Here is a 26,968-nt window from a genome sequence, read left to right on the forward strand (position 1 = left end):
GGAGAAGATTATGAAACTCAACGAAATCAAGGACCGCGAAGGCGCAACACACGCCAAGAAGCGCGTCGGCCGTGGCATCGGCTCGGGCACCGGCAAGACCGGCGGCCGCGGCGTCAAGGGTCAGAAGTCGCGTTCGGGCGTTGCCATCAACGGTTTCGAAGGCGGCCAGATGCCCATCTACCGCCGTCTGCCGAAGCGCGGCTTCACCAACATCTTCGCCAAGGACTTCGTCGAAGTCTCGCTCGGCCGCCTGCAGGCCGCCGTCGATGCCAAGAAGCTGGATGCGAAGACCACGGTGACCGCCGAAGTGCTGAAGGAAGCCGGCGTGATTCGCCGCGTTAAGGACGGTGTCCGCATCCTCTCCGACGGCGAGCTGAAGGCGAAGCTTACGCTTGAAGTTGCCGGGGCGTCCAAGCCCGCGATCGAGAAGATCGAGAAGGCCGGCGGTTCGATAACCGTGCTGGCCGGCGCCAAGAACGCTGAGTAAAAGCGCTGATTTGAAAAATGATCGCCCGGAGTGCTTCACACCGGGCGTTTTTTCTTCCATATGTGCCTCGACCACCGGCCGGCCCCGATCGTTCGTGTCCTGCGGGTGGTTTGTCGCGAATGCCGATGAGCGCCTTTTGCGGGCGGCGCGTCGGCTGACGTGATCTGGCACTTAATCGCATCGGGCGCCTGTGGCGGCCGTGCGGCGACGCGGAGATACGCATGGCTTCTGCAGCGGAACAACTTGCATCCAATCTCAATTTTTCGACCTTCGCGAAGGCGACGGATCTGAAGAAGCGCATCTGGTTTACGCTTCTCGCACTCCTCGTCTACCGGCTCGGCACGCATATTCCGCTTCCCGGCATCAATCTCGATGCCTATGCGCAGGCTTTCCAGGGCCAGTCCGAAGGCATTCTGGGCATGTTCAACATGTTCTCGGGCGGCGCGGTGCAGCGCATGGCGATCTTTGCGCTTGGCATCATGCCCTATATTTCGGCCTCCATCATCGTGCAGCTTCTGACGGCCGTCGTGCCTTCGCTCGAAGCGCTGAAGAAGGAAGGCGAGCAGGGTCGCAAGATCATCAACCAGTACACGCGCTACGGCACGGTCGTGCTTGCGACGGCGCAGGCCTACGGCATCGCCATCGGCCTGCAGTCGGGCAACAATCTCGTTACTGATCCGGGCTGGTTCTTCATCTTCTCGACCGTCATCACGCTCGTCGGCGGCACGATGTTCCTGATGTGGCTCGGCGAGCAGATCACCTCGCGCGGCATCGGCAACGGCATCTCGCTGATCATCTTTTCCGGCATTGTCGCCGGCCTTCCGGCCGCTGTCGGCAACCTGCTGGAACTGTCGCGCGTTGGCTCGATCTCTGCTTTCGTCGCCGTCGGCATCCTGGTCGTCGTCATCGCCATCTTTGCGCTGATCGTCTTTGTCGAGCGCGCGCAGCGCCGGCTTCTGATCCAGTATCCGAAGCGCCAGGTCGGCAACCGCATGTTCCAGGGCGATACCTCGCACCTGCCGCTGAAGCTCAACACGTCGGGCGTCATTCCCGCGATCTTCGCCTCCTCGCTGCTGCTTCTGCCGGCGACGCTTGCCGGGTTCTCATCGAACGAGCTGCCAAGCTGGGCAACGGCCATCATCGCATCGCTTGGCCATGGCCAGGCGCTTTACATGGTCGCCTATGGCGCGCTGATTGCCTTCTTCGCATTCTTCTACACCGCGATCGTCTTCAACCCGAAGGAGACAGCGGACAATCTGAAGCGGCATGGCGGCTTCATCCCGGGCATCCGCCCGGGCGAGCGCACGGCCGAGTACATAGACTATGTTCTGACTCGCATTACCGTGGTCGGTGCGATCTATCTGGTGTTCGTGTGCATCCTGCCGGAGATCCTGGTCGCGCGCACAGGCGTCTCGCTGGCGCTGGGAGGCACCTCGCTTCTCATCATCGTCAGCGTCACGCTGGACACCGTTTCGCAGATACAGGGACATCTGATCGCCCAGCAGTATGAAGGGCTGATCAAGAAATCGAAATTGCGGGGAGGAAAGAGGGGACGATGAGACTTATACTTCTGGGACCGCCGGGCGCCGGCAAGGGAACGCAGGCACAGCGCATTGTGGCCAATCACGGCATTCCGCAGCTTTCGACGGGGGATATGCTGCGCGCCGCCGTTGCGGCTAAGACCGAAGTCGGCAAGAAGGCCAAGGCCGTCATGGACGCCGGCGGCCTCGTCTCCGACGATATCGTGATCGCCATCGTGTCGGAGCGAGTCGACCAGGACGACTGCAAGGACGGCTTCATTCTCGACGGTTTCCCGCGCACGCTGGTGCAGGCGGATGCGACCGAGAAGATGCTTTCCGCCAAAGGCATCGAACTGGACGCGGTGATCGAGATTCAGGTGGATGACGAGACGCTGACGGAGCGAATCGCCGGCCGCTACAGCTGCGCCAAATGCGGCACGGGTTATCACGACGAGTTCCACAAGCCGAAGGTGGACGGCGTCTGCGACAAGTGCGGCTCGACCGAGTTCAAGCGACGTCCGGACGATAACCGCGAAACCGTCGAAAAACGCCTGAAGGCCTATTACAAGGAAACGGCGCCGCTGATCGGCTACTACTATGCCAAGGACAAGCTGTCTTCGGTTGATGGCATGGCCGACATGGACACCGTGACCGCCAGCATCGAGAAGGTTCTGGCGAAGGTCTGATTTTTCGGGAAAGGCCGCTGCCTCACGCAGGGGCCGACCGTAAAACATGATTTGAGGCGTCCGGCTGTCCTTGCGGGCTTCGGACGTCATAAAAGTGAAGGAAACGGTTGCATTCAGGCGCTGTTTCCGCTATGAGCGCTCCAACTCGCGACATGGGGCAAAACCGTCAAAGTCCTTTTTGAATGTGATCAGGACGTGTTTTGTCACGAGTTTTTGTTGCGGCAGAGCTATTTGGGGCGGCATGTTCGCCTGCAAGAAACCGGCAAGTGCCCTAGACGGGCAAACTGCCCTTGAAAATACTTAAGGAGAATCGGCGTGGCTCGTATTGCTGGCGTCAACATCCCGACTGCCAAGCGCGTTGTAATCGCGCTGCAGTATATCCACGGGATCGGACCGAAATTCGCACAGGATATCTGCGCGGCAGCTAACATTCCGGCAGAGCGCCGGGTGCATGAGCTGACGGATGCGGAAGTTCTGTCGATCCGTGAGCAGATCGACCGTGACTACATGGTTGAAGGCGACCTGCGTCGCGAGAATTCGATGAACATCAAGCGCCTGATGGACCTTGGTTGCTACCGTGGCCTGCGTCATCGTCGTGGCCTCCCGGTTCACGGCCAGCGCACGCATACCAATGCCCGCACCCGCAAGGGTCCGGCAAAGGCGATTGCAGGCAAGAAGAAGTAATCTACGGAATATTTTCATTCCGGAACAAGCCGGCGGTTTCACGCCGGCTTTCTGCGTAATTGACTGGGGCCCTCAAAAGGGTTCCGTCGGTGGAGCCGCTGGGACTACGGCGGTGAAGAGATCAACGAAAGGGAAGTCATGGCCAAGGAAGCCACCCGCGTTCGCCGCCGCGAGCGCAAGAATATCTCGTCGGGCGTCGCCCACGTCAACTCGTCGTTCAACAACACGATGATCACCATCACGGATGCACAGGGCAATGCGATTGCCTGGTCGTCCGCCGGTGCCAAGGGCTTCAAGGGTTCGCGCAAGTCGACGCCGTTTGCAGCCCAGATCGCTGCCGAAGACTGCGCCAAGAAGGCTCAGGAACACGGCATGAAGTCGCTGGAAGTCGAAGTCTGCGGTCCGGGTTCCGGTCGCGAATCGGCTCTGCGCGCGCTCCAGGCTGCCGGTTTCGTCATCACCTCGATCCGCGATGTGACGCCGATCCCGCATAATGGTTGCCGCCCGCGCAAGAAGCGCCGCGTTTAATCGTCTGTCATTTTGCTCCGGCGTCTCAGCAATGAAGCGCTGGTTCTACGAAGCTCGGCCGTCACGATTGGATAGTGCGGCGAACGAAAGGTAGAAACATGATCCAGAAAAACTGGCAGGAATTGATCAAGCCCTCGAAGGTGGAGTTCACCTCCAGCGGGGCCAAGAAGGTGACGCTCGTCGCCGAACCGCTGGAACGCGGCTTCGGCCTGACGCTCGGCAACGCGCTGCGTCGCGTTCTGTTGTCGTCGCTGCGCGGCGCCGCCGTCACCGCCGTCCAGATCGACGGCGTGCTGCACGAATTCTCCTCGATCCCGGGCGTCCGCGAGGACGTGACGGACATCGTGCTGAACATCAAGGAAATCGCCATCCGCATGGAAGGCGATGAAGCCAAGCGCATGGTCGTGCGCAAGCAGGGCCCCGGCGTGGTGACTGCAGGCGACATCCAGACCGTTGGTGACATCGAGATCCTCAATCCGGGCCTCGTCATCTGCACGCTGGACGAAGCCGCTGAAATCCGCATGGAGTTCACGGTCAACAACGGCAAGGGCTACGTGCCGGCCGAGCGCAACCGCTCGGAAGACGCGCCGATCGGCCTCATCCCGGTCGACAGCCTGTACTCGCCGATCCGCAAGGTCTCCTACAAGGTCGAAAACACCCGTGAGGGACAGGTTCTCGACTATGACAAGCTTCTGATGACGATCGAGACGGATGGTTCGGTCTCCGGTGAAGACGCGGTTGCCTTCGCAGCCCGCATTCTCCAGGATCAGCTTTCGGTCTTCGTCAACTTCGAGGAGCCGCAGAAGGATCAGGAAGAGGACGACGTCACCGAACTCGCCTTCAACCCGGCCCTTCTCAAGAAGGTCGACGAACTCGAGCTTTCGGTCCGTTCGGCCAACTGCCTGAAGAACGACAACATCGTTTATATCGGCGATCTCATCCAGAAGACCGAAGCCGAAATGCTGCGCACGCCGAATTTCGGTCGGAAGTCCCTGAACGAGATCAAGGAAGTGCTGGCCTCTATGGGCCTGCATCTGGGCATGGAAGTGCCGGCCTGGCCGCCGGAAAATATCGAGGACCTCGCCAAGCGGTACGAGGATCAGTACTAACCAGTCATACTGCGGGCTCAAGCCTGCAAGTGAAGGAGAATAGCAATGCGCCATAAGAATGCAGGCCGCAAGCTGAACAGAACGGCAAGCCATCGCAAGGCGATGTTTGCAAACATGGCTGTCTCGCTCATCACCCATGAGCAGATCGTCACCACGCTGCCGAAGGCGAAGGAAATTCGCCCGATCGTCGAAAAGCTGATCACGCTCGGCAAGCGCGGCGATCTGCATGCCCGCCGTCAGGCGATCTCGCAGGTCAAGGATGTCGAAGCCGTCAAGAAGCTGTTCGACGTTCTCGCCCCGCGTTACGGCGAGCGCAACGGCGGCTACACCCGCATCATGAAGGCTGGCTTCCGCTACGGCGACAACGCCGCTCTCGCCGTCATCGAATTCGTTGACCGCGACGCCGACGCCAAGGGCGCTGCCGACAAGGCCCGCGTCGAAGCCGAAGCTGAAATGGAAGCCGCGTAAGACGCGTCTTTCATGTGCGATGAATTGAAAAAGCCGGGGGCGCGAGCCTCCGGCTTTTTTGCGTTTGCGGGCGACCGTGATCGCGGAATCAAAAAGGCCGCCCCGGTGAAACCGGAGCGGCCTTTTCTTGATCTTGGACGGCGTTACTGAAGGGCGCGCAGCAGTTGGGGCGTGGGCCAGCCGTCGGCAGGCATGCCGAGCTGCATCTGGACGGTTCGCACGGCGTCGCGCGTTCCGGCGCCGAGAATGCCGTCGATCTTGCCGACGTTGAAACCCTTGCGCGAGAGGATGGTCTGCAACTGCTTCATCTGGCTGTCGGAGAGGCCCGGATCGGGGTTGCCCTTGTCATAGGCCGGGGCGCCTTCGAACCGGGTGGCGAAATAGGCGACCGAGGTCGTATAGATGAAGGACTGGTTCCATTCCAGATAGACATTGAAGTTCGGATAGGCGAGGAAGGCCGGTCCGTTGCGGCCCTGCGGCATCAGAAGCGCCGTCGGCAGATTGGCAAAGCGCGTGTTGCCGTCGCGCGGCGTCACGCCGAGCTTGAACCACTGGCCGGCCGTCAGGCCGCCGCCGAAGCCGGTCTTGTCCCAGGGCAGGTTGGCCGGCAGCTTCACTTCCTGGATCCAGGGCTCGCCGGCGCGCCAGCCGAGGCTGCGGATGAAGTTGGCGGCCGTCAGCAGAGCATCCGGGGCGCTCTTCTTGACGCGGACGTGGCCATCGCCGTCGCCGTCGACGCCGTAGCGGATGATGTCTTCGGGCAGCATCTGCACCTGGCCGAGCTCGCCTGCCCAGGCGCCGGTTTCGCTTGCCGGGTCGAAATCGCCGTGCTGGGTCATCTCGATCAGCGCCAGGAGCTGCGGGCGGAAGATTTCGGGACGCCGGCAGTCATAGGAAAGGGTCACAAGCGCGTCGCGCGTGTTGAAATTGCCCTGAACCGCGCCAAAATCGGTCTCCATCGCCCAGAAGGCCGTCAGAACGCCGGCCGGCACGCCGAACTCGCGGCGGGCGCGATCGAATGTGCTGGCATACTGACGGATCTTCTGCTTGCCGGTGTTGAGTCGCGAGGAACTGCCGGTGCGCTGGGAGAATTCGAGGAAAGTCTGTTTGAAGACGCCCTGGGCGCGGTCCATCTTGAGCACGCTCTGGCTCACCGAAGCGCCGGAAAGCACGGCGTCGGCAGCGCTCGGCGAAAGACCGCGCTGCACGGCTTCTGATTTAACGCCGGACAGAAAGCGCGAAAAATCGCCGCCGCATTGTTGTGCTGCGGCGGAGCCGGCAAAGAGTGAAGTGAGACCGGCGGCTACCACAACCGCTCGGATGGTTCTGGAAATCATGGGCGTCTCCTCAAGTAAATCTCGGCCAGCCGTGGCCGACGGGCGCGCAAATATGCCCCGCAACCTATATCAGACCACCTAAGCTTTCATTAAGAAGGCGCTGAAGCAACCGGAAGGCTGTTCACGCGCGCGTGATCACGCCGTGCCAGGCATAGCCGCGGCCGATGGCCTCAAAGCGGAAATCTGCGCGGCGTGCGGCAGCCTCGGCCTGGAGCACACCGTGGAGTCTTGCACGCGGCGTCACATGGAAGTGCCCGAGCCAGCGGTGAAGGCCGGCGCGGAAAAGACGCGGGAGGCCTTCCTGCTGGCCGAAATCGACGACATGCAGCGATCCGCCGCTGTTGAGGGCATCGAGCGCGGCGGAGACGGCAAGCGGCCACTGCGGGATCATCGACAACGCATAGGAGATGACGATGCGGTCGAAGCCGGCGACGCCGAAGCTTGCCGGCGCGAATCGGCAGGCATCGGCGGCGAGGAACAGCGGCGGGGCGTCGCATCCCACGAAATTCGCCCGCGCGGAGATCAGCATCTCCTCGGAGATATCGAGGCCGTAGAGCCGTGCTTCGGGATAGCGCGCGGCGATCTTCCTGAGATTGCGCCCCGTGCCGCAGGCGACTTCCAGCACCGCGCCGCCTTCGGGCACAGCAAGCCCTTCGATCATCCGGTCGCGGCCGAAGAGATAGTATTTGCGGGTGAGGTCATAGATGTGCCGCTGATAGCGGTACATCGCGTCCATGGCTTCCGCCTGGTTGCCGGTCGTCTCCTGCGCCTCGGCCATGTTACGCCTTCTCATAGATATGGAAGCCGCCATAGATCGCCGACCGGTCCATCATGCCAAGCTCGCGCGATGTCTTTTCGAGATAGCGCCAGCCGGCGGCGGTTTCGCCCGCCAGGCGGCCCTCGATGACCGAGGGTTCGGCGGCCGTGCGGAAGATGACGCGGGCGCCGTTGCGCGCCGTGCGGGTGATCTCGCGCCAGAGGTCGTTCAACTGGCCGTCATTCATCCAGTCCTGGGCATCAAGCAGCACATAGCGATCGACGCTCGCCGCCGGTTTTTCGCGCAGCAACTCGGTGACGCTCGCGTGATGCACGCTCGCCCGGCCGGCATTGTCGCGGATCAGCGGGAAGGCTTCGCGCTGCAGATAAGTCGGCATCGGGCCTTCGCCATCGTTCGGATAGGCGCGGGCAAAGGCCTGCCAGGCGAAGTAGTTGTCCTTCAGAGAGAAATGGCAGGCGAGTTTTTCCAGCCGTTGGCAAAGCACCGAGGCCAGCGTGCCGTCGGTGCTGGCGCGGGCAAGCTCCTCATACTGTCGCGGCGGAATGCCGAGGCCGAAGAGCGACGACTTGCGCGATGTGGTCCAGCGGATCAGCGGCTTGTCGAACAGCGGGGCGATCTTTTCCTGGAAGAACCGGCGCTGCTCGCGCAGCGACTTCGCCTCCGTCAGTTCGGAAATCTTCACCCCGTGCAACCGGGCGACGGCGTGGCCGGCGCCGATGAAGGTGCCGAGCAGGCCGGTGCGGTAGATATTGCGCTCGAAGACGGTGATGCGGCGGCGACCGAGGCTGTCGCGGCCTTCCCAGTATTTGCGCGTCTCGGCATCGAGATGCGGCGCGATATGCGCGTCATAGTCCCGAACGCTGCCCTTTGCGCCATTGCCGAAGAGCCGGAGCACGGCGTCGTGGTCCGGAAGGCGGGCAAAGGCCGTGAGCTTCAGCCGGTTGAGGGCGATGTGATGGGTGTTGAGGTCGACCACATCGATATGGTCCGGCGCACGCGTCAGGTAGGCAAGCACATTGCAGCCGCCGGAGCCGATGGTGACGACGCGATGTTCCGGTCCGAGCTCCATCGCCGCGATATCGACATCCGGATCCTCCCAGATCTGCGGGTAGACCAGGCCGGAAAACAAGAGCCCGAAGAACCGTTCCGAAAGCCCTTCCTTCGAGAAAGCCTTGTGCTGGAGAAGGGCCGCATTCAGTCGGCTGTTCTTCTCGGTCTGGCGGAAATCCTGTTCGGCAGTGCTCATCGGCGGCTCCGTCGCTGACAGCGCGCGGACGCGCGCCTTGCCCCCGAACTAGACGGTTACTGCTAAGCTTTGATGACGGGCGGACGCAATCCACAGGCGAGCGACGGCTCAGGCCGCATCCTTGCGAAAGCGGGCGGATACGCTCGGAAGGCCAGAGCGCAGCAGCCTTGCGATTCTCTCCTGGCGCGAGCGATCAAGCCGGCGGTTGACGCGGGCAAGAAGAACGCGTGCGAAAAGCCCGTAGACAAGAAGCGCGACAAGGCTTGCCGCAAGGTGGGCCGCGGCGAAAAGCTCCAGCGTCGCATAGCCGGGCAGGTCGACCGGGACAAAGAAGATCGCGGTTGCGGCCGCCAGCAGGAACTCGCCGGCGGGCCGGGTATCGAAACGAATACCGTACCAGAGGCGGGCAAAAAAGGTTTTTGCCGGCAGGTTGTCGTTTGCGGAAAGCGGGGCGGGGCGCTCCAGTGCAACAAGCCTTCGCACGGCGAAAAGCGCCAGAAAGATCACGGCGGCGATGGCCGCGAGCGCCCTTCCATCGGGCATCGTATGGACGAGCGCCAGCGAAGCGCCCAATCCGGCCGCAAAGAAGACGGCCCGGACGACGAAGATACCCATGGCGATGGACAGGCTTGCTTTAAGCCCGCGCTGGCAGTGCCACCTCGCAAATTCAAGCATCCTTCCGGACGGCATGAGGAAGGTCACGAAGGCCAGCGCGGCATAAAGGGCCGCTGTTTCTACACTCACTCGGGATCCTCCATCCGCGGGTCCATAAAAGCCCCGAGGGATGAAAAGGTCAATCGGCCGGGGCGAAATCCTGGGCGATTTCTTCCATGACGCCCGCAAACCAGGGTGTTTCCAGGTCGAAATGGCCGCCCCCCTTGATGCGGTCGAACTCGATCGTCCGCAGTTGTCCGCTGCGCTCGACATCATGGCCGGTCACGCCGGAGATGCCATCCAGCGCGCTTTCCACGGCAAGGTCGACCATGGAGTGGATGAGACGCAGGTCGTCGGCATTGGCGGGCGCGGAGCGGGCGTAATAGCCGGATTTCTGCACCATGGCCCGGTCGGCGCCGAGAAGGTCGGCGAACTGCTTGGAGAACCAGTTGCCGACATTGATGGTGTCGAGCTTCACATGGCCGAAGGCGTCGCGGGTAACGGCAGCGCCGGCCGCCTCGCGCTCGGCGATGATCGCGTCAAGGCAGGCGCCTTCGGAGACGAACAGCGAAACCGTGCCGTTTTTCGCCATCACCTCTTTCAGCCGCGCGGCCTCGGCCTCAAGGTCGAAGGCCATCTCCGGAAGGTAAACGCCGTCGATCATCTTCATTGCCGGGTTCATCAGCATGCCGTCGACATAGTCCACGGTCTTCAGCCGTTCGAGATAGGCGCGCGCAGTGGCCGCCGTCAGCCAGCCGCAATTGCGGCCCATCACCTCGTGGACGATCAGCGTGCGCGGCGCGGCGCTCTGTTCGTTGGAAATGTTGTCGAAGAAAGCCGCGCCGTATTCGGCCGCGGTCAGCGCGCCGAGCGTCTGGCGGATCGGCTTGACGTCGTTGTCGACAGTCTTCGGCAGGCCGACCACCGTCAGGTCATAGCCGTTGTTCTTCAGATAGGCCGCAAGATCGGCCGCCGTGGTGTTGGTGTCGTCGCCGCCGATCGTGTGCAAGATGGTGATGCCGTCATCGGCAAGCCGTTCGGCCGCCACCTTCAGCGGGTCCTCGCCGGCGCCGACAAGGCCGCGCTTTTCGCAATCCTTCTGGTTGGTGAGCTTCACGCGGCTGTTGCCGATGGGCGAGCCGCCGAAGCGATGCAGGAGATAGGCCTTTTCGCGGATGGCAGGCGTGATGGAGAAACTGTCGCCGGTCAGAAGCCCGGTATAGCCGGAGCGATAGGCGATGATCTCGGCTTCGGGGGCGATATCGGAGTAGCGCTCGATCAACCCGCCAACGGCGGATGAAAGACAGGGAGCAAGCCCCCCGGCGGTGAGCATGGCGACTTTGTGGCGAGACATCGGACCCCTTTCATCAATGCTTCCGGCACTATCCACCGGCCGTGCGACATGGATGCGACAGGCGCTCGCCGGTGTAAAGACCGGGCGCGAATAAAATCGGTTTACCCAAGGCGAAAGCCAGGCCCGCATTTCTGCAGCAAAAAAAATCCCGCGCCGTGCGAATTGCCGCGGCGCGGGGCTTCCTGCAGGCCTGGCTGTCAGAACCTGACCTTCAGCCCGACATTGCCGCCATATCCGTAGGAGCCGGTGTCGAAGCCGGTGGACGCGGTGATTTCGGCGAAGGCGGAGTAACGCAGCTTGCCCGCCTGCCAGTCGATCGATCCGCCGACCCCGACCTCGCCGGTAAAGTCATCCGGCTCGGAGGAAAATTCGAGCGCCTGGGTGACGGTCGCCGTCGTCTTGCCGAGGAACTCGTAATAGAGGTTCGCCAGGCCGTAGATATTGGCCGAACGCGCCTCGCCGTTGACATCCTGCCAGGCGCTTTCCTTCGAGACGGCAAGGCCGGCGCGGGCAAGCAGGCTCTGGCCGTCGGAGAAGGAGACGTGATCGGAATAGGCGCCGGTGAAGCTGTCGATATCGACCGAAGCGAAGGACAGTTGCGCCTGCGGGGTGAGGGCAATGCCGTCGCCGATGCCGAAAGCCTGCCCGGCTTCCAGCGAGAGCGCATAGCCGAAGGCGTCGCTGTCCTCGGGCGCAAACGGAAGGTTCTCGGCCTTCAGCTCGCTCGAATACCAGGTGAGTTCGCCCTGGGCATCGGCATAGAAGCCGTCAGCGCCGAACCAGGTCAGCGTGCCGCCGATGCCGTAACCGTCGGGGTGGATCTTGCTGTCGCCGTAGCGCGAATGCACCTTGGCCTCGCCGGTGCGGTAGTGGGCGGTGAGGCCGCCGACGAGCGCGCCTCCGGCGCTGTCGAGGAAGAGGCCGTCGAGACCCACCTGCATGTCGAAGCTCGACATGTCGTAGTCATAGCCGGTGGTGGACGACTGCGGATCGAAATGGGCAAAGCCGCCGCCGGTGCGACCCCAGACGGCATCCGGCGCCGGCCCGGAGGAAAGCGCCGCGCCGCCTTCATAGCGCCCGCCCGAACGCGTCTTCAGCGAAGGCAACCGCGTCATCTCCAGAAGCGCCGACTGATAGGCCTCGTAGAGGGGGATGTAGGGCTGGAAATTGACGCCGGCATCTGCAAGCACGGACGCTGCGGCTCCCTCGAGGGCTTCCAACTCTCCGGAAGAGAGAAGCGAAACGCCGAAAGCCGGAGACAGGTAGAAGTTCTGGTTCTCTACTGTCAGCTTATAGGTGTATGCGCCTACGGTTATCTGGCTGTTCTGAAGCGAAAAGGCCGAGGATGGCGGGTTTGAATATGTGACGATAATTGGAATGGCTTGAGGTGATGCTGCGGCTCCGAGCGGGGCGACCTGAACAGTCGTGTTGCCTGAAATGCCATGAGAGAGGACAATAGTATCAGCCGCCGTTCTGGAAAAATCCACGTCGAGTGAGACTGTGCCGCTGTCGCCGACGTAGTTTCCAACCACAAAGAAAAGCGTGTCAGCGACGCCATTCTTCAGGGAAATCGTTCCGCTGTTGGAGACGTCGTTTCCGGCGGAAATCTGGCCGCTGCCCAAGGCGATCAGGGCGCTATCCTTGTCCTGGATAAGAATATTTGCCCCGATATCTGTGTTGTTGCCTTGTGTGAAAGTCAACTGACTGTTGTTTCTCAGGATCAGGTCACCGTAGATCGAAATGTTGAAAAGCTGTCCATAACCGTACAGGAACAAGTCACCCTGCGTTATCGAAACAGTTGAGTCATCGAGGATGAGTTTTTCGAAATTGACAATTTTGTCTGCATCGATGTTTTTCAGGACACGTGTTGACTGAAAGGTAAACACATCCACGTCCCTTTGGACGGAGATATTCTGGTTGCCGCCATCGAAGGTGAATGCTTCGATATCGAAGGGGGCATTTTTCAGGCTGACCGTGACCTGATCGCTGCCGTCTTGCCCAAGGAAACTGCCGGTGATGTCGCCACCGTTCCAGACAAAATGGTCGTTCGAGCTGTTGACGATCGCCGATGACAAATGCACGAACGGATCATAATCACCATAGATGGTTCCGTCGAAAGAACCGCCGTTCATGGTGAATGTGGAAGCTCCGCCGCCGAATACGGCATTGCCTCTCACGAAACCAGTATCCTCGACATTAATATTCAACTGGAAGCCGCTGTTGTCGACCGTATTGCGTATGGCTGTATTGGCAAACCAGCCAAAATCGGTATGAGTAGCGATGTTGAGCGTGACCGACGCACCTTGAGCGCTGTGGGGGGCGCTGATCAGGACAGCGTTGCCTGTCGTCGTCCTCGCCGAGTCTACAGGCTCGATTGACGCACCTTTGAAATTCAGCGTGGCATTGGTGCCGTCCGCCGCAATCACTTCAATGACCGCTTTTGATGAAGCGTCCACAGAGTATTCACCGCGTTCGAAAGATGCTTCAAAGGTGACGTTTTTCTTCTGGTTGGCGTCGAGGACGATTGCACTGGCACCCACACCCAGAGCATCGAAATCGGCTGCGTTGCTGTCGAGGCTGAAACGCGCCCCATCGCCGGCTGCTTTCAGGAGGATGCTTTTCGCGTTAAGGGTGTTGGCTCTGAAATCGGGTGTATCCATACTGACGGTCGCGCTTTGGGCAATCACTTCGAGGCCGGCTGTACCGACGCCGGAAGACTCGATATAGGTTTTCGGCCCCGTTTGGACGTTGACGCCGTAAGCTTCGAGCCGAACAACGGACGTGCCGTTATGTGCTAGGCTTCCCGCGTTGAAAAAGAAATCGACGTTTCTGGACTGTGCCTCAATGAGACCGGTGATATCGGGTTTTCCGACGAAAATGTTGGTTTCGCCGATTTCAATCGTGGCATGACCGTTCAAACCGTTCTTGTCAGTTCTGGCCCGTATCGCAGTTCCATCCGACGAGATGCTGCCCGCCGAAACCTTGACATAGGCTTCGCCCTCTCCCGCTTCCGAAAACAGACCGACACTGTTCGCACCTTGGGCGGTAACCATGCCGCCGTTCATCGTGATCTTCGCCTCCGAAAGGAAGCCTGTCACCTTGGAATGGGCGGCAACAGCCTCTTGGCCGCCAGCGGACTGGACACTGATGGAGGAGGTCGATTGGTCGGGTGACTGCTGCAAAACGATGAATGAGTCGCCGTTGCCGTTGTGAAGTGCCTCGACGAGCGTTGAGTTGGCCGCGCCAACAACTTCAGTGCCCGAAAGTGTCACGGACACATTGCCCTGGCCCGCCGAGGTGCTGACAAGTTTCCCGTTAACAAGTCCGTCATAAGCATAGACGAGGCTCTGACCTCCGGCGCTGGTTGAAGAAACTGTTCCGTTTATGCGCTGGAATGAATTGAGATCGATTTCCGAGTCAGCGTTGCCGGATGTCTGGGTCGTGGAAACTGCGACCGTCCCGTTGACCACCATATTGTCGTTGTTCAGGATCAGCGTCAGGCGCGTTCCGGCAGTATAAGTAATGTCTCCGTAAGAGGCGTTCTGGCAGATGACCAGATCGTTGGAAGGGGGACCGCATGCTCCACCATCCGCTCTGGCGCGTCCGTCTGCAAGGCATGTCGAAAATGCCGCAATCGCTATGGTCGAGGCAGTCGCGATCAAACTCTGCCTGAAGAAATGTCCGGTTTGATGGCGTTCGTTGATTGTGATGACTGTATTCCGCATGGTCTTTCCCCTCTCTTTTGAAGACTGAACAGAGAGTGGGCGAAATAAAGCGGGTTGCAATCTTACGTGTATTAAAATCTAAAGTGCAACTTATGAGTCAGTCGTGATGTGATGTAATTCAGCAACGGCCGGCTTGGTTGCGCGAGGATGAGCACACAGACATCAAAGACCCTATCGGCATTCGCTGGATGCCGATAGGGTGAAGCCCGAAAGAAACTACTTTGCGGCTACGACAGAACCCGCGTCTGCGCCAGCGGCTGCTGCACCAGCGGCGGGAAGTCGTCCGGGGTGATGGTTTCCTTTTCCAGGAGGATCTTCGCGCCCGCGTCGAGGTCCTTGCGGCGTTCGGAGAGAAGCGTCTTGGCGCGCTCATAGGCCGCATCGATCATCTTGCGCACGGCAAGGTCCACCTCGCGGGCGGTGACGTCGGAATAGTCCTTCGGTTTGCCCATGCCGGGCGCGCCGTCCAGATACTGCATGCGCTGCTGTTCCAGCGCCGCCTGGCCGATCTCGGGGTCCATGCCGAAGCTCATCACATATTGGCGGGCAATGTCGGTGACGCGCGCCAGATCATCCGATGCGCCGGTCGAAATCTCGCCATAGACGATATCTTCTGCCGCGCGGCCTGCCAGAAGCACCACCATGCGGTCGCGCAATTCGCCGGCGGTGATCAGGAAGCGATCCTCGGTCGGGCGCTGCATGGTGTAGCCGAGCGCGCCGATGGAGCGGGGAATGATCGAGATCTTGTGCACCGGATCGGTTTTCGGCAACGCCGCGGCGGCCAGCGCGTGACCCATTTCGTGGAAGGCGACGCGTTCGCGCTCGTCGGGGTTCAGCAGGCGTCCGCGGCGTTCGGAGCCGGCGACGATGCGTTCAACGGCGAGGGTGAAATCTTCCATGGTCACGAACTCGCCGTCGCGCCTTGTCGCGAAGATCGCCGCCTCGTTGACCAGATTGGCAAGATCGGCGCCGGAAAAGCCCGGGGTGAGGGCGGCCACCTCGTCGGCGTTCACCGCGTCGGCGAGCTTCACCTTTTTCATATGGACGGAGAGGATTGCGGCGCGGCCCTCCCGGTCGGGGCGGTCCATCACAACCTGACGGTCGAAACGGCCGGCGCGGGTCAGCGCCGGGTCCAGCACTTCCGGCCGGTTGGTGGCGGCCAGGATGACGATGCCGGCGGACGGGTCAAAGCCGTCAAGCTCGACCAGAAGCTGGTTCAGCGTCTGCTCCTTCTCGTCATTGCCGCCGCCGCCGAAGGAATTGCGGGCCCGGCCGAGCGCGTCGAGCTCGTCGATGAAGATGATGCAGGGCGCCATTTCGCGCGCCTGTTTGAACAGATCGCGCACGCGCGCAGCGCCCACGCCAACGAACATCTCGACGAATTCGGAACCGGAGATGGAAAAGAAGGTGACATCGGCCTCGCCGGCGACCGCCTTGGCAATCAGCGTCTTGCCGGTGCCGGGCGGGCCGACCAGCAGGAGACCCTTTGGGATACGCGCGCCGAGCCGACCGAACTTGTCGCGTTCGGTCAGGAAGGAGACGACCTCCTTCAGTTCCGTCTTGGCTTCATTGGCGCCGGCCACGTCGTCAAAGGTGACGCCGGTCTTGCGCTCGACATAGATCTTCGCCTTCGACTTGCCGACATTCATCATGCCGCCCAGGCCCATGCCCTGCTTTTCGGCGAATTTGCGGAAGAACCAGGCCCAGATAGCGAAGAAGATGATGATCGGCAGAACCCAGGAGAGGATCTTGGTCAGAAGCGTGTGGTCGGGAACGCCGGTGACGTCGACCTTGTACTTGTCGAAATCGACCGCGAGCTCCTGGGGAACGCGGTAGGTGACGAAATAGTCCTTGCCGTTGATGGCGTCCTTGAACTGGCCCTGGATGGTGTTGTCGGAGATGGAGACGGACTGGACCTGCCCCTTCTCGATATAGTTGATCATGTCGGAATAGCTGATCTGGGCGACGTCGCGCGACGTAAACCACATCTGAAAACCGATGATGACCAGGAAGGCCACCAGAAAATAGCCGAAATTAAATGTATTCTTGCGTTCCATCGCTCGCCGTCCCCTGCTATTCGCGCTTCAGGCGTAGTCTATAGCCTTGGCGGTGTCTTACGGGCAATCGCAAAACTTTCCCGTTTTGCGTTCAGGACGGTTCCGGTGCGGGCGCGCCGGGCTTCGAGCGTCGCGAAAAAGTGAAATTGAACCGCTCGGTTCGACTTGCGTGATACGCGTTTTTTGTTCAATCTGTATGGACTTGAAAGGGCGGTTCGTCACCGCCGGGAGACTGTCGAATGTCATTCTGGGAAAAGCTGGTCAATTTCGTCAGCCAGTCCGCCGGCACTGTGCTGACGAGCGTGGTGGAGGCCGTGCGCACGCTTTTCGAGGGTGATCCCGAGACGCGCCGTCAGGTCGCGTTCTCCGTCTCCCTGATCGCGCTTTCCGCGAAGATGGCCAAGGCCGACGGTTTCGTCACCATTGAAGAGGTCAACGCCTTCCACGAGATTTTCGAAATCCCGGAGGGCGAGCGGCAGAATGTGGCGCGGCTCTACAACCTCGCCCGCCAGGATATTGCCGGCTACGAGGCTTATGCGGGCAAGCTGAAGAACCTGTGCGCGGAAGGCGACGAGGGCTGCCCGCTTCTGGAGGAAATCATCGACGGGCTGTTCCACATCGCCAAGGCCGACGGCACGGTGCATGAAAAGGAGCTCGCCTTCCTCGCCCGCGTTGCCGAGATCTTCGGCATCAGCGAGGGCCGCTTCACAGCCATCTGCGCCCGCCACATGGATATGGGCGATCGCGATCCCTATGGCATTCTCGGCGTTTCGCGCAGCGACGATTTCAAGACCATCCGCACCCGCTACCGCGCGCTGGTTGCCGAAAACCATCCCGACCGGCTGATCGCGCGCGGCGTGCCAAAGGAATTCCACGCCGCCGCCAATGACCGCATGGCGCGCATCAATGCCGCCTTCGAGGAGATCGAGCGTGAGCGCAAGGCGGCCTGAGATGCCGTATCGCGCGCTGCTTTGCTTTCTGGCGCTTGCGGCAGCCGGGACCGCTTCGGCCGAGGACGGCCGGCTTTCAAAGGCGCGGGACATGATCCTCTCGCTTTATCCCGAAAGCTGCGATGCCGATCTGGCGACCGATTTCGCGGGGCTGGAGAACGTCGCCTATGACGTCTCATGGCAGGAAAAGGACTGGGACGGGGCGCCGATCAAGCGGGAAGGCACGCTGTTCGAGGTCAATTGTTACCTCGCCGCCTACAATATCGTCGTTGCCTATGTCTTCGCGCCCGACGAGGATGCTGCCGAGGCAATGCTGCCGGTCTCCTTCGCCGTTCCCGCATTCACGCTCGATTATGCCGATGACGACACCGACCAGACGAGGCTCGCCGCGCCGCCTGCGGTGACCGGCTTTTCCGCCGAGACGCTGCTGGTCAATCCGAGCTTCGATCCCGAGACCAACACGATCACCTCCTTTGCCAAATGGCGGGGGCTGGGCGATGCCTATTCATCAGGCGCGTGGGCGCTGGAAAACGGCCGCTTCGTGCTCAAGCATTTTGTCATCGATCCGATCTACGAGGCGAACGTCGAAGACCCGTCCGAGGAACTGATCGAAACGAATTTCGTTCTCTATGATGCGGACGCGTACTGACCTCTCGAATTGATCGTGCGCAAGAGAATGCGCTCTGCGGCATGCTAGACGTTCCGGCATTGCTGCCGAGAAGACGGCGACCAAGGTTGCTCTTGCGTTCCTGCCGGTCCGTGCTCAAGGTCTCGGGACCTTGACCATGAACCATCCGGTGCGATGATGCGCCGGGGCGGAGGACCATAGAGGGTGGGCATGACAGCACATTTCAGGACGATCATCGTCGGGCGCGGTCTGATGGGTTCTGCGGCGGCGCGGCATCTGGCCGGCATGGAAGACGGCGTCGCCGTGATCGGGCCGGACGAGCCCGCCGACAAGGCGAACCATGACGGCGTCTTCGCAAGCCATTATGACGAAGGCCGCATCACCCGCACCATCGACCGCGACCCGGTCTGGGCGCGCCTCGCCAACCGCTCGATCAGCCGCTATCGCGCGATCGAACGGGAAAGCGGCATGGAGATTTTCAACGAAGTCGGCGCGCTGATCGTTGGTCCATCCCGGTCGCGCGGCCGGTATGTCGAGACGATCATGGAGGCGGCGGGAAGCTGCGGCGCCGACGCCGCAATCATCGACGCCAAGGGCCTTGTCGAGAAATTTCCCTATTTCGAGTTCGCGAAAAAGACAGAGGGCGTTTTCGAGCCTTCCGCAGCGGGCTTCATCTCGCCGCGCCGTATGGTCGCCGCGCAGACCATCCTGGCGAAGAAGGCCGGCGCCGCCGTGATCAAGGCGACCGTCACTGAGGTGCGGGAGAACGGCGCGGGCGTGCGCGTCGAAACCGCTGACGGCGCGGCCTATACCGCCGACAGGGTGCTGGTTGCAGCAGGCGGCTTCTCCATCAACCCGGACCTGCTGCCGGGACATCTCGACCTGACCGTCTTTGCCCGTACGGTTGCCTATTTCGAGGTGAGCGAGGAGGAGGCCGAGGGTCTGAAGGCCATGCCGAGCCTGATCTACAAGCCGGAATTCGATATTGACGGGGTCTATCTCCTGCCGCCGATCCGCTATCCGGACGGTCGCTTCTATATCAAGATTGGCGGCGACCCGGATGATGTGCCGCTTGAGACCGAGGCCGATGTGCGCGCCTGGTTCAAGTCGCGCGGCACCAATGCCACGCGCGAGCATCTGACGCGCATTCTCTGCGACCTGATGCCGGGCATCCGCGTTTTGCAGTCGACGACCGGCACCTGCGTCACCTCCTATTCACCCTCGGGCTATCCGATGATCGGTTTTTCGCCGTCGGACAGGATCGCGGTGATGACGGCGGGCTGCGGCGCGGGCGCGAAAAGCTCTGACGAGATCGGCCGGCTCGGCGCGCTGCTGATGGCAGGCGGCGCGCTCGCCGACGAGGGCTATGGCGTCGACTTCGCGCCGTCTTTTTCCTGACGGACCGCGACGGCGGCAAAACGGCTTCCCTTCGGCCACAAAACCCATTAGGACGTCCGCACCAGTTGGCCGGGCGGCCGCGCTGTGCCAATGCCGAAAGGCGGCACGGTGAGGAAAGTCCGGGCTCCACGGAAACACGGTGCCGGAGAAAGTCCGGCGGGGGCGACCCCAGGGACAGTGCCACAGAAAGCAAACCGCCCGGCCTTTCGGCAGGGTAAGGGTGAAAGGGTGGGGTAAGAGCCCACCGCGCCTGCGGCAACGCAAGGCGGCACGGTAAACCCCACCGGGAGCAAAACCGAATAGGGATGACGCGGCGCTCGTCGCCAGCCTGTTTCCAGGCCGGTCATCCGGGTGGGTTGCGAGAGGCAGCGCGCAAGCGCTGTCCCAGATGAATGGCCGCCACGTTCTGCGGGAAACCGCAAGAGCCATACAGAACCCGGCTTACAGGCCAACTGGTCTTTCTTCTCCTCTTTGGCCCGTTTTGGGCAGGCGCGCCACGCGTCTGCCGGAAGCGCCGCGTCCTATCAAATATCTCTAATATTTTCAGACTGTTGCTGCGGAAAGCTTTCATTAACAGCCGGTTGATAAAATGGCGGTTTGAAGCCGCTTTCCGGCACGGTTAATAGCAGGTTGTCCCATTGACGCCCAATTCCGCCCATGTTATCCCATTAACCACGAGTTCGCCGTCTGCGGCATTTGGGCGGCAAATCAGTTCTAAGTCTTTGCATTTCATGCTGAATTCGCCCTTTGGGCGAAGCGGGTTTCTTGTGTCTTTTTTGGAGTGGGCTGTCGAACGGAGGCCGCCAGGGTCTTCGGTGGTTTTGCGTCATGAACCGGTTTCTTTCCAATGCGACCAAGAAGATCGATGCGAAGGGGAGGGTCTCGGTGCCTGCGGTCTTCCGCACGGTGCTCGCAGAACGAAAGATTGCGGAGCTCTACTGCTTCCAGGATTTCATCTTCCCAGCGATTTCGATCGGCGGTCCCGATCTGCTCGACCGTTTCGAGCGGCAGATCGATCAGGAGGACCCGTTTTCAGCGGAAGCGAACAGCATGTCGCTGCTGATCCATGGCGGCGGCGTGTTTGCCAAACTCGATGCCGAGGGGCGGCTGATGATCACGGATTTCATTCGCGATTTCACCGGCATCGACAGGGAGGTCACTTTCGTGGGTCGTGCGGACCACTTCCAGCTTTGGGAGCCGCAGGCCTTTCAGGAGGCACAGGCCGAGGCGCGCAGGGCGCGTTCAAGGCCGCGTGCCGGCGGGTAAACGGACGAGGATGCGGAATGTCGGGGACACTTGGCAGCGAGGATGCCAATGGCGGACCGGTTCGCCACATTCCGGTCATGCTTGCCGAGGTGCTGGGTGCGCTTGCACCGGCACCCGGCAAGGTCATTCTCGACGGCACCTTCGGCGCCGGCGGCTATTCAGGGGCGCTGCTTGATGCCGGCGTGAGCGTTATCGGTCTCGATCGCGACCCGACAGCCATTGCCGCGGCGAAAGACATGCTGGCGGCCTATGGCGGCCGGCTGACGCTCCATCACGCCCAGTTCTCGGCTCTCGATCGGTTCGCGCCCGAAGGCGGGCTCGACGGCGTCGTGCTCGACATCGGCGTATCGTCCATGCAGATCGATGAGGCCGAGCGCGGCTTTTCCTTCCAGAAGAACGGCCCGCTCGACATGCGCATGTCGGGCGAGGGCGTTTCGGCCGCCGATGTCGTCAACCGCGCCAAGGTCAACGATCTGACCCGGATTTTCGGCATTCTCGGCGAGGAAAAAAATGCGGGCCGCATTGCCCGCGCCATCGAAAAACGCCGAGAGGACGAGCCTTTCGTCACCACGCGCGATCTTGCCGGGCTGATCGAGATCGTCACGCCCCGCCGCGCCAAAGACAAGATTCATCCGGCGACCCGGGTGTTCCAGGCGCTGCGCGTCTATGTCAATGACGAGCTTGGCGAGCTGGCCGGCGCGCTGCTTGCCGCCGAACGGAGCCTCAAGCCCGGCGGCGTACTGGTCGTCGTCACCTTTCACTCGCTGGAAGACCGGATCGTCAAACAGTTCATCGGCGCCCGTCTCGGCAAGGCCGGCGGTTCGCGCCATCTGCCGGCGGTCGAACCGGAGCCGGCGCTGTTTTTCCAGAAGGGCAAGGCCATGGTTTCGGCCAGCGATGCCGATGCCGCCGGTAATCCGCGGGCGCGCTCGGCCAAGCTCAGGGCCGCGATCCGCACCGATGCTCCCGCGCCGCAAACCGGGCTTGATGCCTTCGGTCTGCCGGCCCTTGCCGACATTCATCGCCTTGGAGGCTTCGAGAACTGATGCTGCGTCCGCTCGATCTCATTCTCATTCTGGTGATGGTGGCAACCGCGACCGTCACCTACACGATCAAATACAGCGCCGAAGCGACGCTCGATGAGGTGCGCAGCCTGGAAGACCAGATCGCGCTCGAGGAAAACAATATCGACCTGCTGAAGGCCGACGAGGCGCTTTTGACGCAGCCCGCCCGCATGGCGCGGCTTTCCGAGTTTTTCGCCGCCGAGCTTGACCTTCAGCCGGCCGAGCCCGAACAGATCGCGACCCTTGACCAGCTTCCGCCGATTGCGCCGGAGCCTCAGCCGGAAGAACTTCCGCCGCTGATGGCCGGAGACGCGCCCGACGGCACGGATATCGTCATAACCGGATCGGTGACACCATGATGAAACTTTCCAGCATCTTCAGGAAGAAGACGAAGGCCGCCGACGACGGTCCTGCCAATTCTGCGTCCGAGACCGACGTATTTCAGGGCACCGCCAAGAAACGGGTGAGCCTGGCGCGCAGCCGGGTCGCCTTCGTCACCGTCGCCTTCGTCGCCGTCTACGCCATCATCGGCGGCCGGCTGGTGCATTATTCGCTGGCCAAGGAGGATGGCACCGTTGCCCGCGCGGCCATGCCGCTGACGCTTGCCCGTCGTCCGGACATCGTCGACCGCAACGGCGCGATCATGGCGACCGACGTGCGCATGATGTCTCTTTATGCCGACCCCTCGATGATCACCAGCGCAGATGATGTACTGGAGGCGCTGAAGCCGATCTTTCCCGATCTTGACGTCGCCCGGGCCTATCGCCTCCTGAATTCCAAGGGCGAGTTTGTCTGGCTGAAACGCCAGATCACACCGAAGCAGCAGAGCCAGGTTCTCGCCGCCGGCGTGCCCGGCGTCGGCTTCCGCCCCGAGGTGCGCCGGTTCTATCCGGGCGGTCCGGAAGCAGCCCATATCCTCGGTCTCGTCGACATCGACAATCGCGGCCTTTCCGGCATCGAGCGCTACATGGACCAGTCCGACGGCATTTCCAGCCTGATGGGCCTTGGCCTGACCGGATCCATGGGGCTTGAGCCCTTCGAGACATCGCTCGACCTCAGGGCCGAAAGCATCGTGCGCGACACCCTGGTTCGGGGCGTGAAGAAGTTCGAGGCGCTCGGCGCCACCGGCATTATCCTCGACGCCGACACCGGCGAGGTCGTGGCGCTCGCGTCCTATCCGGATTTCGACCCGAACAACCCGCCGCCGGCAAGCGACGAGCGCATGCTCAACCACGCGATCACCGGCGTTTACGAAATGGGGTCCACCTTCAAGCTGTTCACGCTTGCCATGGGTCTCGAGTCCGGCAAGTTCAACCTGCAGAGCATGGTTGATGCCAAGACGCCTCTCTATTTCGGCTCGTCGCGCATCGGCGATGATCACGCCCAGAACCGGATCCTGACCTATCCGGAAGTGTTTACCTATTCGTCCAATATTGGCGCCTCGCGCATTGCCGGCGCCGTCGGGCCGGATTACCAGAAGAATTTTCTGGAAAAGCTCGGCCTGCTTGAGAAAATCGATACCGAGATCGGCGGCTCGGGCACGCCGCAGAAGCCGCAGAAATGGGGCGGCGTTTTCTCCGCCACCGTCTCCTTTGGACAGGGGATCACGACGACGCCGCTTCAAACAGCAGCTGCGGCTGCGGCAATCGTCAATGGCGGCAAACTCTTCCCGCCGACCTTCCTGCCGCGCACGCCGGAAGAGGCCGATCAGATTGCCACCCGCGTCATTTCCGAGGAGACCAGCGACAAGATGCGCTATCTCCTCCGCCTGAACGGCACGGACGGATCGGGCCGCAACGGCCAGGTGCCAGGCTATCGCGTCGGCGCGAAGACCGGCACGTCGGAAAAGATCATCGACGGCAAATATGCCCATGATCACAATTTCAACGCTTTTCTCGCCGCATTCCCGATGGATGACCCGCGATATGTCGTTCTCGTCACCATTGACGACCCGAAGAAGGTTGAGGGTGTTCCCGGTCGCACGGCGGCGTGGAATGCCGGTCCGATGGCCGGCGAGATCATCCGCCGCACGGCTCCGCTTCTCGGCGTCGATCCCGATTTCGGTGCAGACGGCGAGGCACTGCTTGCGTCATACTGAGTATAACGAGATGTGATTCCGGTCGGCGGCTGAAGCCGGCCGAGGCAAACGGAAGAGATCGAAAATGCTGATGCGCGCGCTGGCCGGAACGGCCTTTCCCGAACTGAACGCGGCTCTTGCCGGGCGCGCGGGCGCGATCGAGATCACCGGCATCTCGGCGGACAGCCGCAAGATCAAGGCCGGCATGTTGTTCGTCGCCATTGCCGGAAGCAAGGCCGACGGCGCTGCCTATATAGAGGATGCGGCCGAGAAGGGCGCTCAGATCGCCGTCAGCGCGGCCGCGGTCGACAGCGCGAAGATCCCCGTGCTCCAGGTCGACAATCCGCGCCTGTTCCTGGCGCTTGCCGCAGCCCGTTTCTTTGGCAGCCAGCCCGAGACCATGGTGGCCGTCACCGGCACGGCGGGCAAGACATCGGTTGCCGCCTTTACCCGGCAGATCTGGGCGCAGGCCGGGCATTCTGCAGCGATGATCGGTACCACCGGCGTGATGGCGCCGGGGCGCAAGGACTATGGTTCGCTCACCACGCCGGATCCCGCCGTCCTGCATGCGCTGCTCGCCGAACTCGCCGGGGACGGTGTGACCCATGCGGCGATGGAGGCCTCCAGCCACGGGCTCGACCAGTACCGGCTCGACGGGGTGAAGCTTGCCGCCGCCGGCTTCACCAATCTCGGCCGCGACCACATGGATTACCACCCGACGGTGGAGCATTATTTCGGCGCCAAGATGCATCTCTTCGACCGGGTTTTGCCGCGTGGCCTGCCGGCCGTCATCAATGCCGATGACGAATGGTCGGGGCGCGCTGCCGAGGCGGCGAAGGCCGCCGGGCACGAGGTGCTGACGGTTGGCCGCAAGGGCGATTTCCTGACGCTCAAGCGCGTCGAGCAGAAGCGCGACAGCCAGTTCGCCGAAGTCTTGCACAACGGTGCGATCCATGAAGTGCGCCTGCCGCTGGCCGGTGAATTCCAGATTTCCAATGCGCTCGTCGCCGCAGGCCTTGCCATTGCCACCGGGGTTGAAGCCAAGGATGCGCTTGCAGCTCTCGAGAAACTCGAGGGCGCCGAAGGCCGTCTGCAACTGGCCGGAAAGGCGGCACATGGCGCGCTTGCCTATGTCGACTATGCCCACAAGCCGGACGCGCTGGAAAAGGTGCTGGCCGCAGTGCGTCCCTTTACCACCGGCCGCGTCGTCGTCGTCTTCGGCTGCGGCGGCGATCGCGACAAGGGCAAGCGGCCGATCATGGGCGAGATTGCCACGCGGCTTGCCGATATCGTGATCGTCACCGACGACAATCCGCGTTCCGAAGAGCCGGAGGTGATCCGGTCCGAGATCATAGCCGCCGCGCCCGGCGCCGTCGAGATCGGCGACCGCCGCGAGGCGATCATCCACGCGGCCTCCCTGTTGAAGACCGGCGACACGCTGATTGTGGCCGGCAAGGGGCATGAGGAGGGGCAGACGGCCAACGGCGTCACGCGGCCCTTCTCCGATCTTGCCGAAGTGAAAAAAGCACTGGAGGGTATCTGACCGTGAGTTTGCTATGGACATCCGCCGATATGGTCGCGGCCATGGATGGCCGTCCGGTCGGCGAACTGCCGGAAGGCGTCAACGGCATTTCCATCGACAGCCGTTCGATTGCTCCAGGCGAGGCCTTCTTCGCCATCAAGGGCGACCGGGTTGACGGACATTCCTTTGCCGGACTTGCCGCCGCCAACGGCGCGGGACTTCTGGTGATCTCGGAGGCGAAACTGCCGGCGCTCGGCAGGCTCACCTGTCCGATGATCGTGGTCGACGACGTACTGGAAGCGATGGTGCGCCTTGCCGTGGCGTCCCGCGCCCGCGTTGCCGGCCGCATCGTCGCCGTCACCGGTTCGGTCGGCAAGACCTCGACCAAGGAGATGATCGCGCGCGGTCTGAAGGCCTCCGGAAAGGTTCATGCCGCCGTTGCCTCGTTCAACAATCACTGGGGCGTGCCGCTGACGCTTGCGCGCATGCCGGCTGACACCGAATTCGGCGTGTTCGAGATCGGCATGAACCATTCCGGCGAGATCCGACCGCTGACGAAGCTGGTGCGCCCGCATGTCGCCGTCGTGACCACCATTGCCCCCGTCCATATCGGCAATTTCTCCGGCATCAAGGAAATCGCCGCCGCCAAGGCGGAGATATTCGAGGGGCTGGAGCCGGAAGGGGCGGCCATCATCAACCGCGATATCGAGGAGTTCGAGGCGCTCGCGCGGGTTGCGAAGAATTGCGGCGCGCAGATCGTCTCCTTCGGCGAGCATGCCAAGGCGCTGTTCCGCCTGCTCGACTATCGCACCGTCGGCGACAAGGGGCATGTCCAGGCGCTGCTCGGCACGGAAGAGCCGATCTCCTTCAATCTCGGCCTGCCCGGCCAGCACATGGCGGAGAACGCGCTTGCAGCGCTTGCCGCGATCTCCATGGCCGGCGGTGACGCCCATGCCGCGCTCGAGGCGCTGGAAAGCGCCGAGCAGATGAAGGGCAGGGGACAGCGACAGCTGCTTTCGATCGGCAAGGGCAGTTTTGCCCTGATCGACGAAAGCTATAACGCCAATCCGGCCTCGATGCGCGCCGCGCTGGAATTGCTGGGTGCGGGCGATGGCGATGGACGCAGGATCGCCATACTTGGCGATATGCTGGAACTTGGCGATTACGCTCACGAGGCCCATGAGGCGCTTGCCGGGCCGTTGCTTTCGGCCGGCGTCACGGATGTCTGGCTTGCAGGAGACCACATCAAGGCGCTCAGGGATGCGCTCCCGGAAAGCATTGTTGTGGAATATCGGGCGAATGCCGATGAACTGGCCGAATTCGCCGTGGGCGCGGTCGCGGCCGGGGACACGGTAATGGTAAAGTCGTCAAACGGTGTGGGATTCGGCAGGATCGTCGCGAAACTGACCGAGGCCTATCCCGCGCGGTGA

Annotated in this window: 23 protein-coding genes and 1 other RNA gene; 17 read left to right on the top strand and 7 right to left on the bottom strand. The window is 61.9% G+C overall.

Translation table 11 applies throughout. The features are described from left to right. Nucleotides 1–10 precede the first annotated feature (10 nt). The 7 genes from rplO to rplQ all read left to right on the top strand — a co-directional run bounded on the left by rplO (nucleotide 11) and on the right by rplQ (nucleotide 5,482). Nucleotides 11–487 carry a 50S ribosomal protein L15 gene (gene rplO / locus FF124_RS10270; RefSeq protein WP_024708090.1) on the top strand — a complete coding sequence of 159 codons (477 nt, stop codon included), beginning with the start codon at nucleotides 11–13 and terminating at the stop codon, nucleotides 485–487. Nucleotides 488–708: 221 nt separating this feature from the next. Further along, complete coding sequence (gene secY / locus FF124_RS10275; RefSeq protein ID WP_138748397.1) at nucleotides 709–2,046, top strand: preprotein translocase subunit SecY; 1,338 nt, start codon at nucleotides 709–711, stop codon at nucleotides 2,044–2,046. Further along, complete coding sequence (locus tag FF124_RS10280; RefSeq protein WP_138748398.1) at nucleotides 2,043–2,693, top strand: adenylate kinase; 651 nt, start codon at nucleotides 2,043–2,045, stop codon at nucleotides 2,691–2,693. Before secY ends, FF124_RS10280 begins: the two co-directional genes overlap by 4 nt. Nucleotides 2,694–3,008: 315 nt before the next feature. Next, nucleotides 3,009–3,377: a 30S ribosomal protein S13 gene (rpsM, locus tag FF124_RS10285; protein ID WP_106313074.1), complete on the top strand. Its 369-nt coding sequence runs from the start codon at nucleotides 3,009–3,011 to the stop codon at nucleotides 3,375–3,377. A gap of 138 nt (nucleotides 3,378–3,515) precedes the next feature. Further along, nucleotides 3,516–3,905, top strand: a complete 390-nt coding sequence (gene rpsK, locus FF124_RS10290) for a 30S ribosomal protein S11 (protein WP_018065590.1) — start codon at nucleotides 3,516–3,518, stop codon at nucleotides 3,903–3,905. Between the two features lie 98 nt (nucleotides 3,906–4,003). Beyond that, nucleotides 4,004–5,014: a DNA-directed RNA polymerase subunit alpha gene (locus FF124_RS10295; RefSeq protein WP_138748399.1), complete on the top strand. Its 1,011-nt coding sequence runs from the start codon at nucleotides 4,004–4,006 to the stop codon at nucleotides 5,012–5,014. A gap of 45 nt (nucleotides 5,015–5,059) precedes the next feature. Beyond that, entirely contained in the window at nucleotides 5,060–5,482 is a 423-nt protein-coding gene (rplQ, locus tag FF124_RS10300; protein ID WP_138748400.1) for a 50S ribosomal protein L17, read from the top strand. A 143-nt stretch (nucleotides 5,483–5,625) separates the two neighbouring features. Here the strand turns inward: rplQ and FF124_RS10305 are convergent, their stop codons facing one another. The 7 genes from FF124_RS10305 to ftsH form a co-directional block, all read right to left on the bottom strand. Further along, nucleotides 5,626–6,819 (bottom strand): lytic murein transglycosylase, encoded by a 1,194-nt coding sequence (locus FF124_RS10305; RefSeq protein ID WP_138748401.1) that lies wholly within the window; start codon nucleotides 6,817–6,819, stop codon nucleotides 5,626–5,628. 121 nt (nucleotides 6,820–6,940) lie between these two features. Next, complete coding sequence (locus FF124_RS10310; protein ID WP_138748402.1) at nucleotides 6,941–7,597, bottom strand: class I SAM-dependent methyltransferase; 657 nt, start codon at nucleotides 7,595–7,597, stop codon at nucleotides 6,941–6,943. A 1-nt stretch (nucleotide 7,598) separates the two neighbouring features. After that, nucleotides 7,599–8,843 (bottom strand): BtaA family protein, encoded by a 1,245-nt coding sequence (locus tag FF124_RS10315; protein WP_138748403.1) that lies wholly within the window; start codon nucleotides 8,841–8,843, stop codon nucleotides 7,599–7,601. Nucleotides 8,844–8,951: 108 nt separating this feature from the next. Then, complete coding sequence (locus FF124_RS10320; RefSeq protein ID WP_138748404.1) at nucleotides 8,952–9,587, bottom strand: hypothetical protein; 636 nt, start codon at nucleotides 9,585–9,587, stop codon at nucleotides 8,952–8,954. A gap of 49 nt (nucleotides 9,588–9,636) precedes the next feature. Further along, nucleotides 9,637–10,851: a pyrophosphate--fructose-6-phosphate 1-phosphotransferase gene (locus tag FF124_RS10325; RefSeq protein ID WP_138748405.1), complete on the bottom strand. Its 1,215-nt coding sequence runs from the start codon at nucleotides 10,849–10,851 to the stop codon at nucleotides 9,637–9,639. 197 nt (nucleotides 10,852–11,048) lie between these two features. Then, nucleotides 11,049–14,576, bottom strand: a complete 3,528-nt coding sequence (locus tag FF124_RS10330) for an autotransporter family protein (RefSeq protein WP_138748406.1) — start codon at nucleotides 14,574–14,576, stop codon at nucleotides 11,049–11,051. A gap of 227 nt (nucleotides 14,577–14,803) precedes the next feature. Continuing rightward, entirely contained in the window at nucleotides 14,804–16,633 is a 1,830-nt protein-coding gene (ftsH, locus tag FF124_RS10335) for an ATP-dependent zinc metalloprotease FtsH (RefSeq protein ID WP_138748407.1), read from the bottom strand. Nucleotides 16,634–16,872: 239 nt separating this feature from the next. On the opposite strand from ftsH, the gene FF124_RS10340 reads away from it, so the two are divergent. From FF124_RS10340 to FF124_RS10385, 10 genes are all read left to right on the top strand, one after another. After that, nucleotides 16,873–17,583: a J domain-containing protein gene (locus tag FF124_RS10340; RefSeq protein ID WP_138748408.1), complete on the top strand. Its 711-nt coding sequence runs from the start codon at nucleotides 16,873–16,875 to the stop codon at nucleotides 17,581–17,583. Between the two features lies 1 nt (nucleotide 17,584). Next, a complete protein-coding gene (locus tag FF124_RS10345) occupies nucleotides 17,585–18,232 on the top strand; it encodes a DUF1176 domain-containing protein (RefSeq protein ID WP_187326893.1) in 648 nt (215 codons plus the stop codon). 189 nt (nucleotides 18,233–18,421) lie between these two features. Further along, complete coding sequence (locus FF124_RS10350) at nucleotides 18,422–19,609, top strand: NAD(P)/FAD-dependent oxidoreductase (protein ID WP_138748410.1); 1,188 nt, start codon at nucleotides 18,422–18,424, stop codon at nucleotides 19,607–19,609. Between the two features lie 61 nt (nucleotides 19,610–19,670). Beyond that, nucleotides 19,671–20,069, top strand: an RNA gene (gene rnpB / locus FF124_RS10355) — RNase P RNA component class A. A gap of 368 nt (nucleotides 20,070–20,437) precedes the next feature. Then, complete coding sequence (mraZ, locus tag FF124_RS10360) at nucleotides 20,438–20,875, top strand: division/cell wall cluster transcriptional repressor MraZ (protein ID WP_024708074.1); 438 nt, start codon at nucleotides 20,438–20,440, stop codon at nucleotides 20,873–20,875. Between the two features lie 17 nt (nucleotides 20,876–20,892). Continuing rightward, complete coding sequence (gene rsmH / locus FF124_RS10365) at nucleotides 20,893–21,921, top strand: 16S rRNA (cytosine(1402)-N(4))-methyltransferase RsmH (protein ID WP_138748411.1); 1,029 nt, start codon at nucleotides 20,893–20,895, stop codon at nucleotides 21,919–21,921. After that, a complete protein-coding gene (gene ftsL, locus FF124_RS10370) occupies nucleotides 21,921–22,298 on the top strand; it encodes a cell division protein FtsL (protein WP_138748412.1) in 378 nt (125 codons plus the stop codon). The genes rsmH and ftsL overlap by 1 nt, the downstream gene beginning before the upstream one ends. Beyond that, a complete protein-coding gene (locus FF124_RS10375) occupies nucleotides 22,295–24,037 on the top strand; it encodes a peptidoglycan D,D-transpeptidase FtsI family protein (protein WP_138748413.1) in 1,743 nt (580 codons plus the stop codon). Before ftsL ends, FF124_RS10375 begins: the two co-directional genes overlap by 4 nt. A gap of 64 nt (nucleotides 24,038–24,101) precedes the next feature. Continuing rightward, entirely contained in the window at nucleotides 24,102–25,559 is a 1,458-nt protein-coding gene (locus FF124_RS10380) for a UDP-N-acetylmuramoyl-L-alanyl-D-glutamate--2,6-diaminopimelate ligase (RefSeq protein ID WP_138748414.1), read from the top strand. A gap of 2 nt (nucleotides 25,560–25,561) precedes the next feature. Further along, nucleotides 25,562–26,968 carry a UDP-N-acetylmuramoyl-tripeptide--D-alanyl-D-alanine ligase gene (locus tag FF124_RS10385; protein WP_187326894.1) on the top strand — a complete coding sequence of 469 codons (1,407 nt, stop codon included), beginning with the start codon at nucleotides 25,562–25,564 and terminating at the stop codon, nucleotides 26,966–26,968.

It is taken from the genome of Martelella lutilitoris (assembly GCF_005924265.1).
Taxonomy (GTDB): Bacteria; Pseudomonadota; Alphaproteobacteria; order Rhizobiales; family Rhizobiaceae; genus Martelella; species Martelella lutilitoris.

Excerpts from the sequence above, each read along its gene's own strand:
- rplO (WP_024708090.1), top strand. The coding sequence starts at position 11 with ATGAAACTCAACGAAATCAAGGACCGCGAAGGCGCAACACACGCCAAG.
- secY (WP_138748397.1), top strand. The coding sequence starts at position 709 with ATGGCTTCTGCAGCGGAACAACTTGCATCCAATCTCAATTTTTCGACC.
- FF124_RS10280 (WP_138748398.1), top strand. The coding sequence starts at position 2,043 with ATGAGACTTATACTTCTGGGACCGCCGGGCGCCGGCAAGGGAACGCAG.
- rpsK (WP_018065590.1), top strand. The coding sequence starts at position 3,516 with ATGGCCAAGGAAGCCACCCGCGTTCGCCGCCGCGAGCGCAAGAATATC.
- FF124_RS10295 (WP_138748399.1), top strand. The coding sequence starts at position 4,004 with ATGATCCAGAAAAACTGGCAGGAATTGATCAAGCCCTCGAAGGTGGAG.
- rplQ (WP_138748400.1), top strand. The coding sequence starts at position 5,060 with ATGCGCCATAAGAATGCAGGCCGCAAGCTGAACAGAACGGCAAGCCAT.
- FF124_RS10305 (WP_138748401.1), bottom strand. The coding sequence starts at position 6,819 with ATGATTTCCAGAACCATCCGAGCGGTTGTGGTAGCCGCCGGTCTCACT.
- FF124_RS10310 (WP_138748402.1), bottom strand. The coding sequence starts at position 7,597 with ATGGCCGAGGCGCAGGAGACGACCGGCAACCAGGCGGAAGCCATGGAC.
- FF124_RS10315 (WP_138748403.1), bottom strand. The coding sequence starts at position 8,843 with ATGAGCACTGCCGAACAGGATTTCCGCCAGACCGAGAAGAACAGCCGA.
- FF124_RS10325 (WP_138748405.1), bottom strand. The coding sequence starts at position 10,851 with ATGTCTCGCCACAAAGTCGCCATGCTCACCGCCGGGGGGCTTGCTCCC.
- FF124_RS10330 (WP_138748406.1), bottom strand. The coding sequence starts at position 14,576 with ATGCGGAATACAGTCATCACAATCAACGAACGCCATCAAACCGGACAT.
- ftsH (WP_138748407.1), bottom strand. The coding sequence starts at position 16,633 with ATGGAACGCAAGAATACATTTAATTTCGGCTATTTTCTGGTGGCCTTC.
- FF124_RS10340 (WP_138748408.1), top strand. The coding sequence starts at position 16,873 with ATGTCATTCTGGGAAAAGCTGGTCAATTTCGTCAGCCAGTCCGCCGGC.
- FF124_RS10345 (WP_187326893.1), top strand. The coding sequence starts at position 17,585 with ATGCCGTATCGCGCGCTGCTTTGCTTTCTGGCGCTTGCGGCAGCCGGG.
- FF124_RS10350 (WP_138748410.1), top strand. The coding sequence starts at position 18,422 with ATGACAGCACATTTCAGGACGATCATCGTCGGGCGCGGTCTGATGGGT.
- mraZ (WP_024708074.1), top strand. The coding sequence starts at position 20,438 with ATGAACCGGTTTCTTTCCAATGCGACCAAGAAGATCGATGCGAAGGGG.
- rsmH (WP_138748411.1), top strand. The coding sequence starts at position 20,893 with ATGTCGGGGACACTTGGCAGCGAGGATGCCAATGGCGGACCGGTTCGC.
- ftsL (WP_138748412.1), top strand. The coding sequence starts at position 21,921 with ATGCTGCGTCCGCTCGATCTCATTCTCATTCTGGTGATGGTGGCAACC.
- FF124_RS10375 (WP_138748413.1), top strand. The coding sequence starts at position 22,295 with ATGATGAAACTTTCCAGCATCTTCAGGAAGAAGACGAAGGCCGCCGAC.
- FF124_RS10380 (WP_138748414.1), top strand. The coding sequence starts at position 24,102 with ATGCTGATGCGCGCGCTGGCCGGAACGGCCTTTCCCGAACTGAACGCG.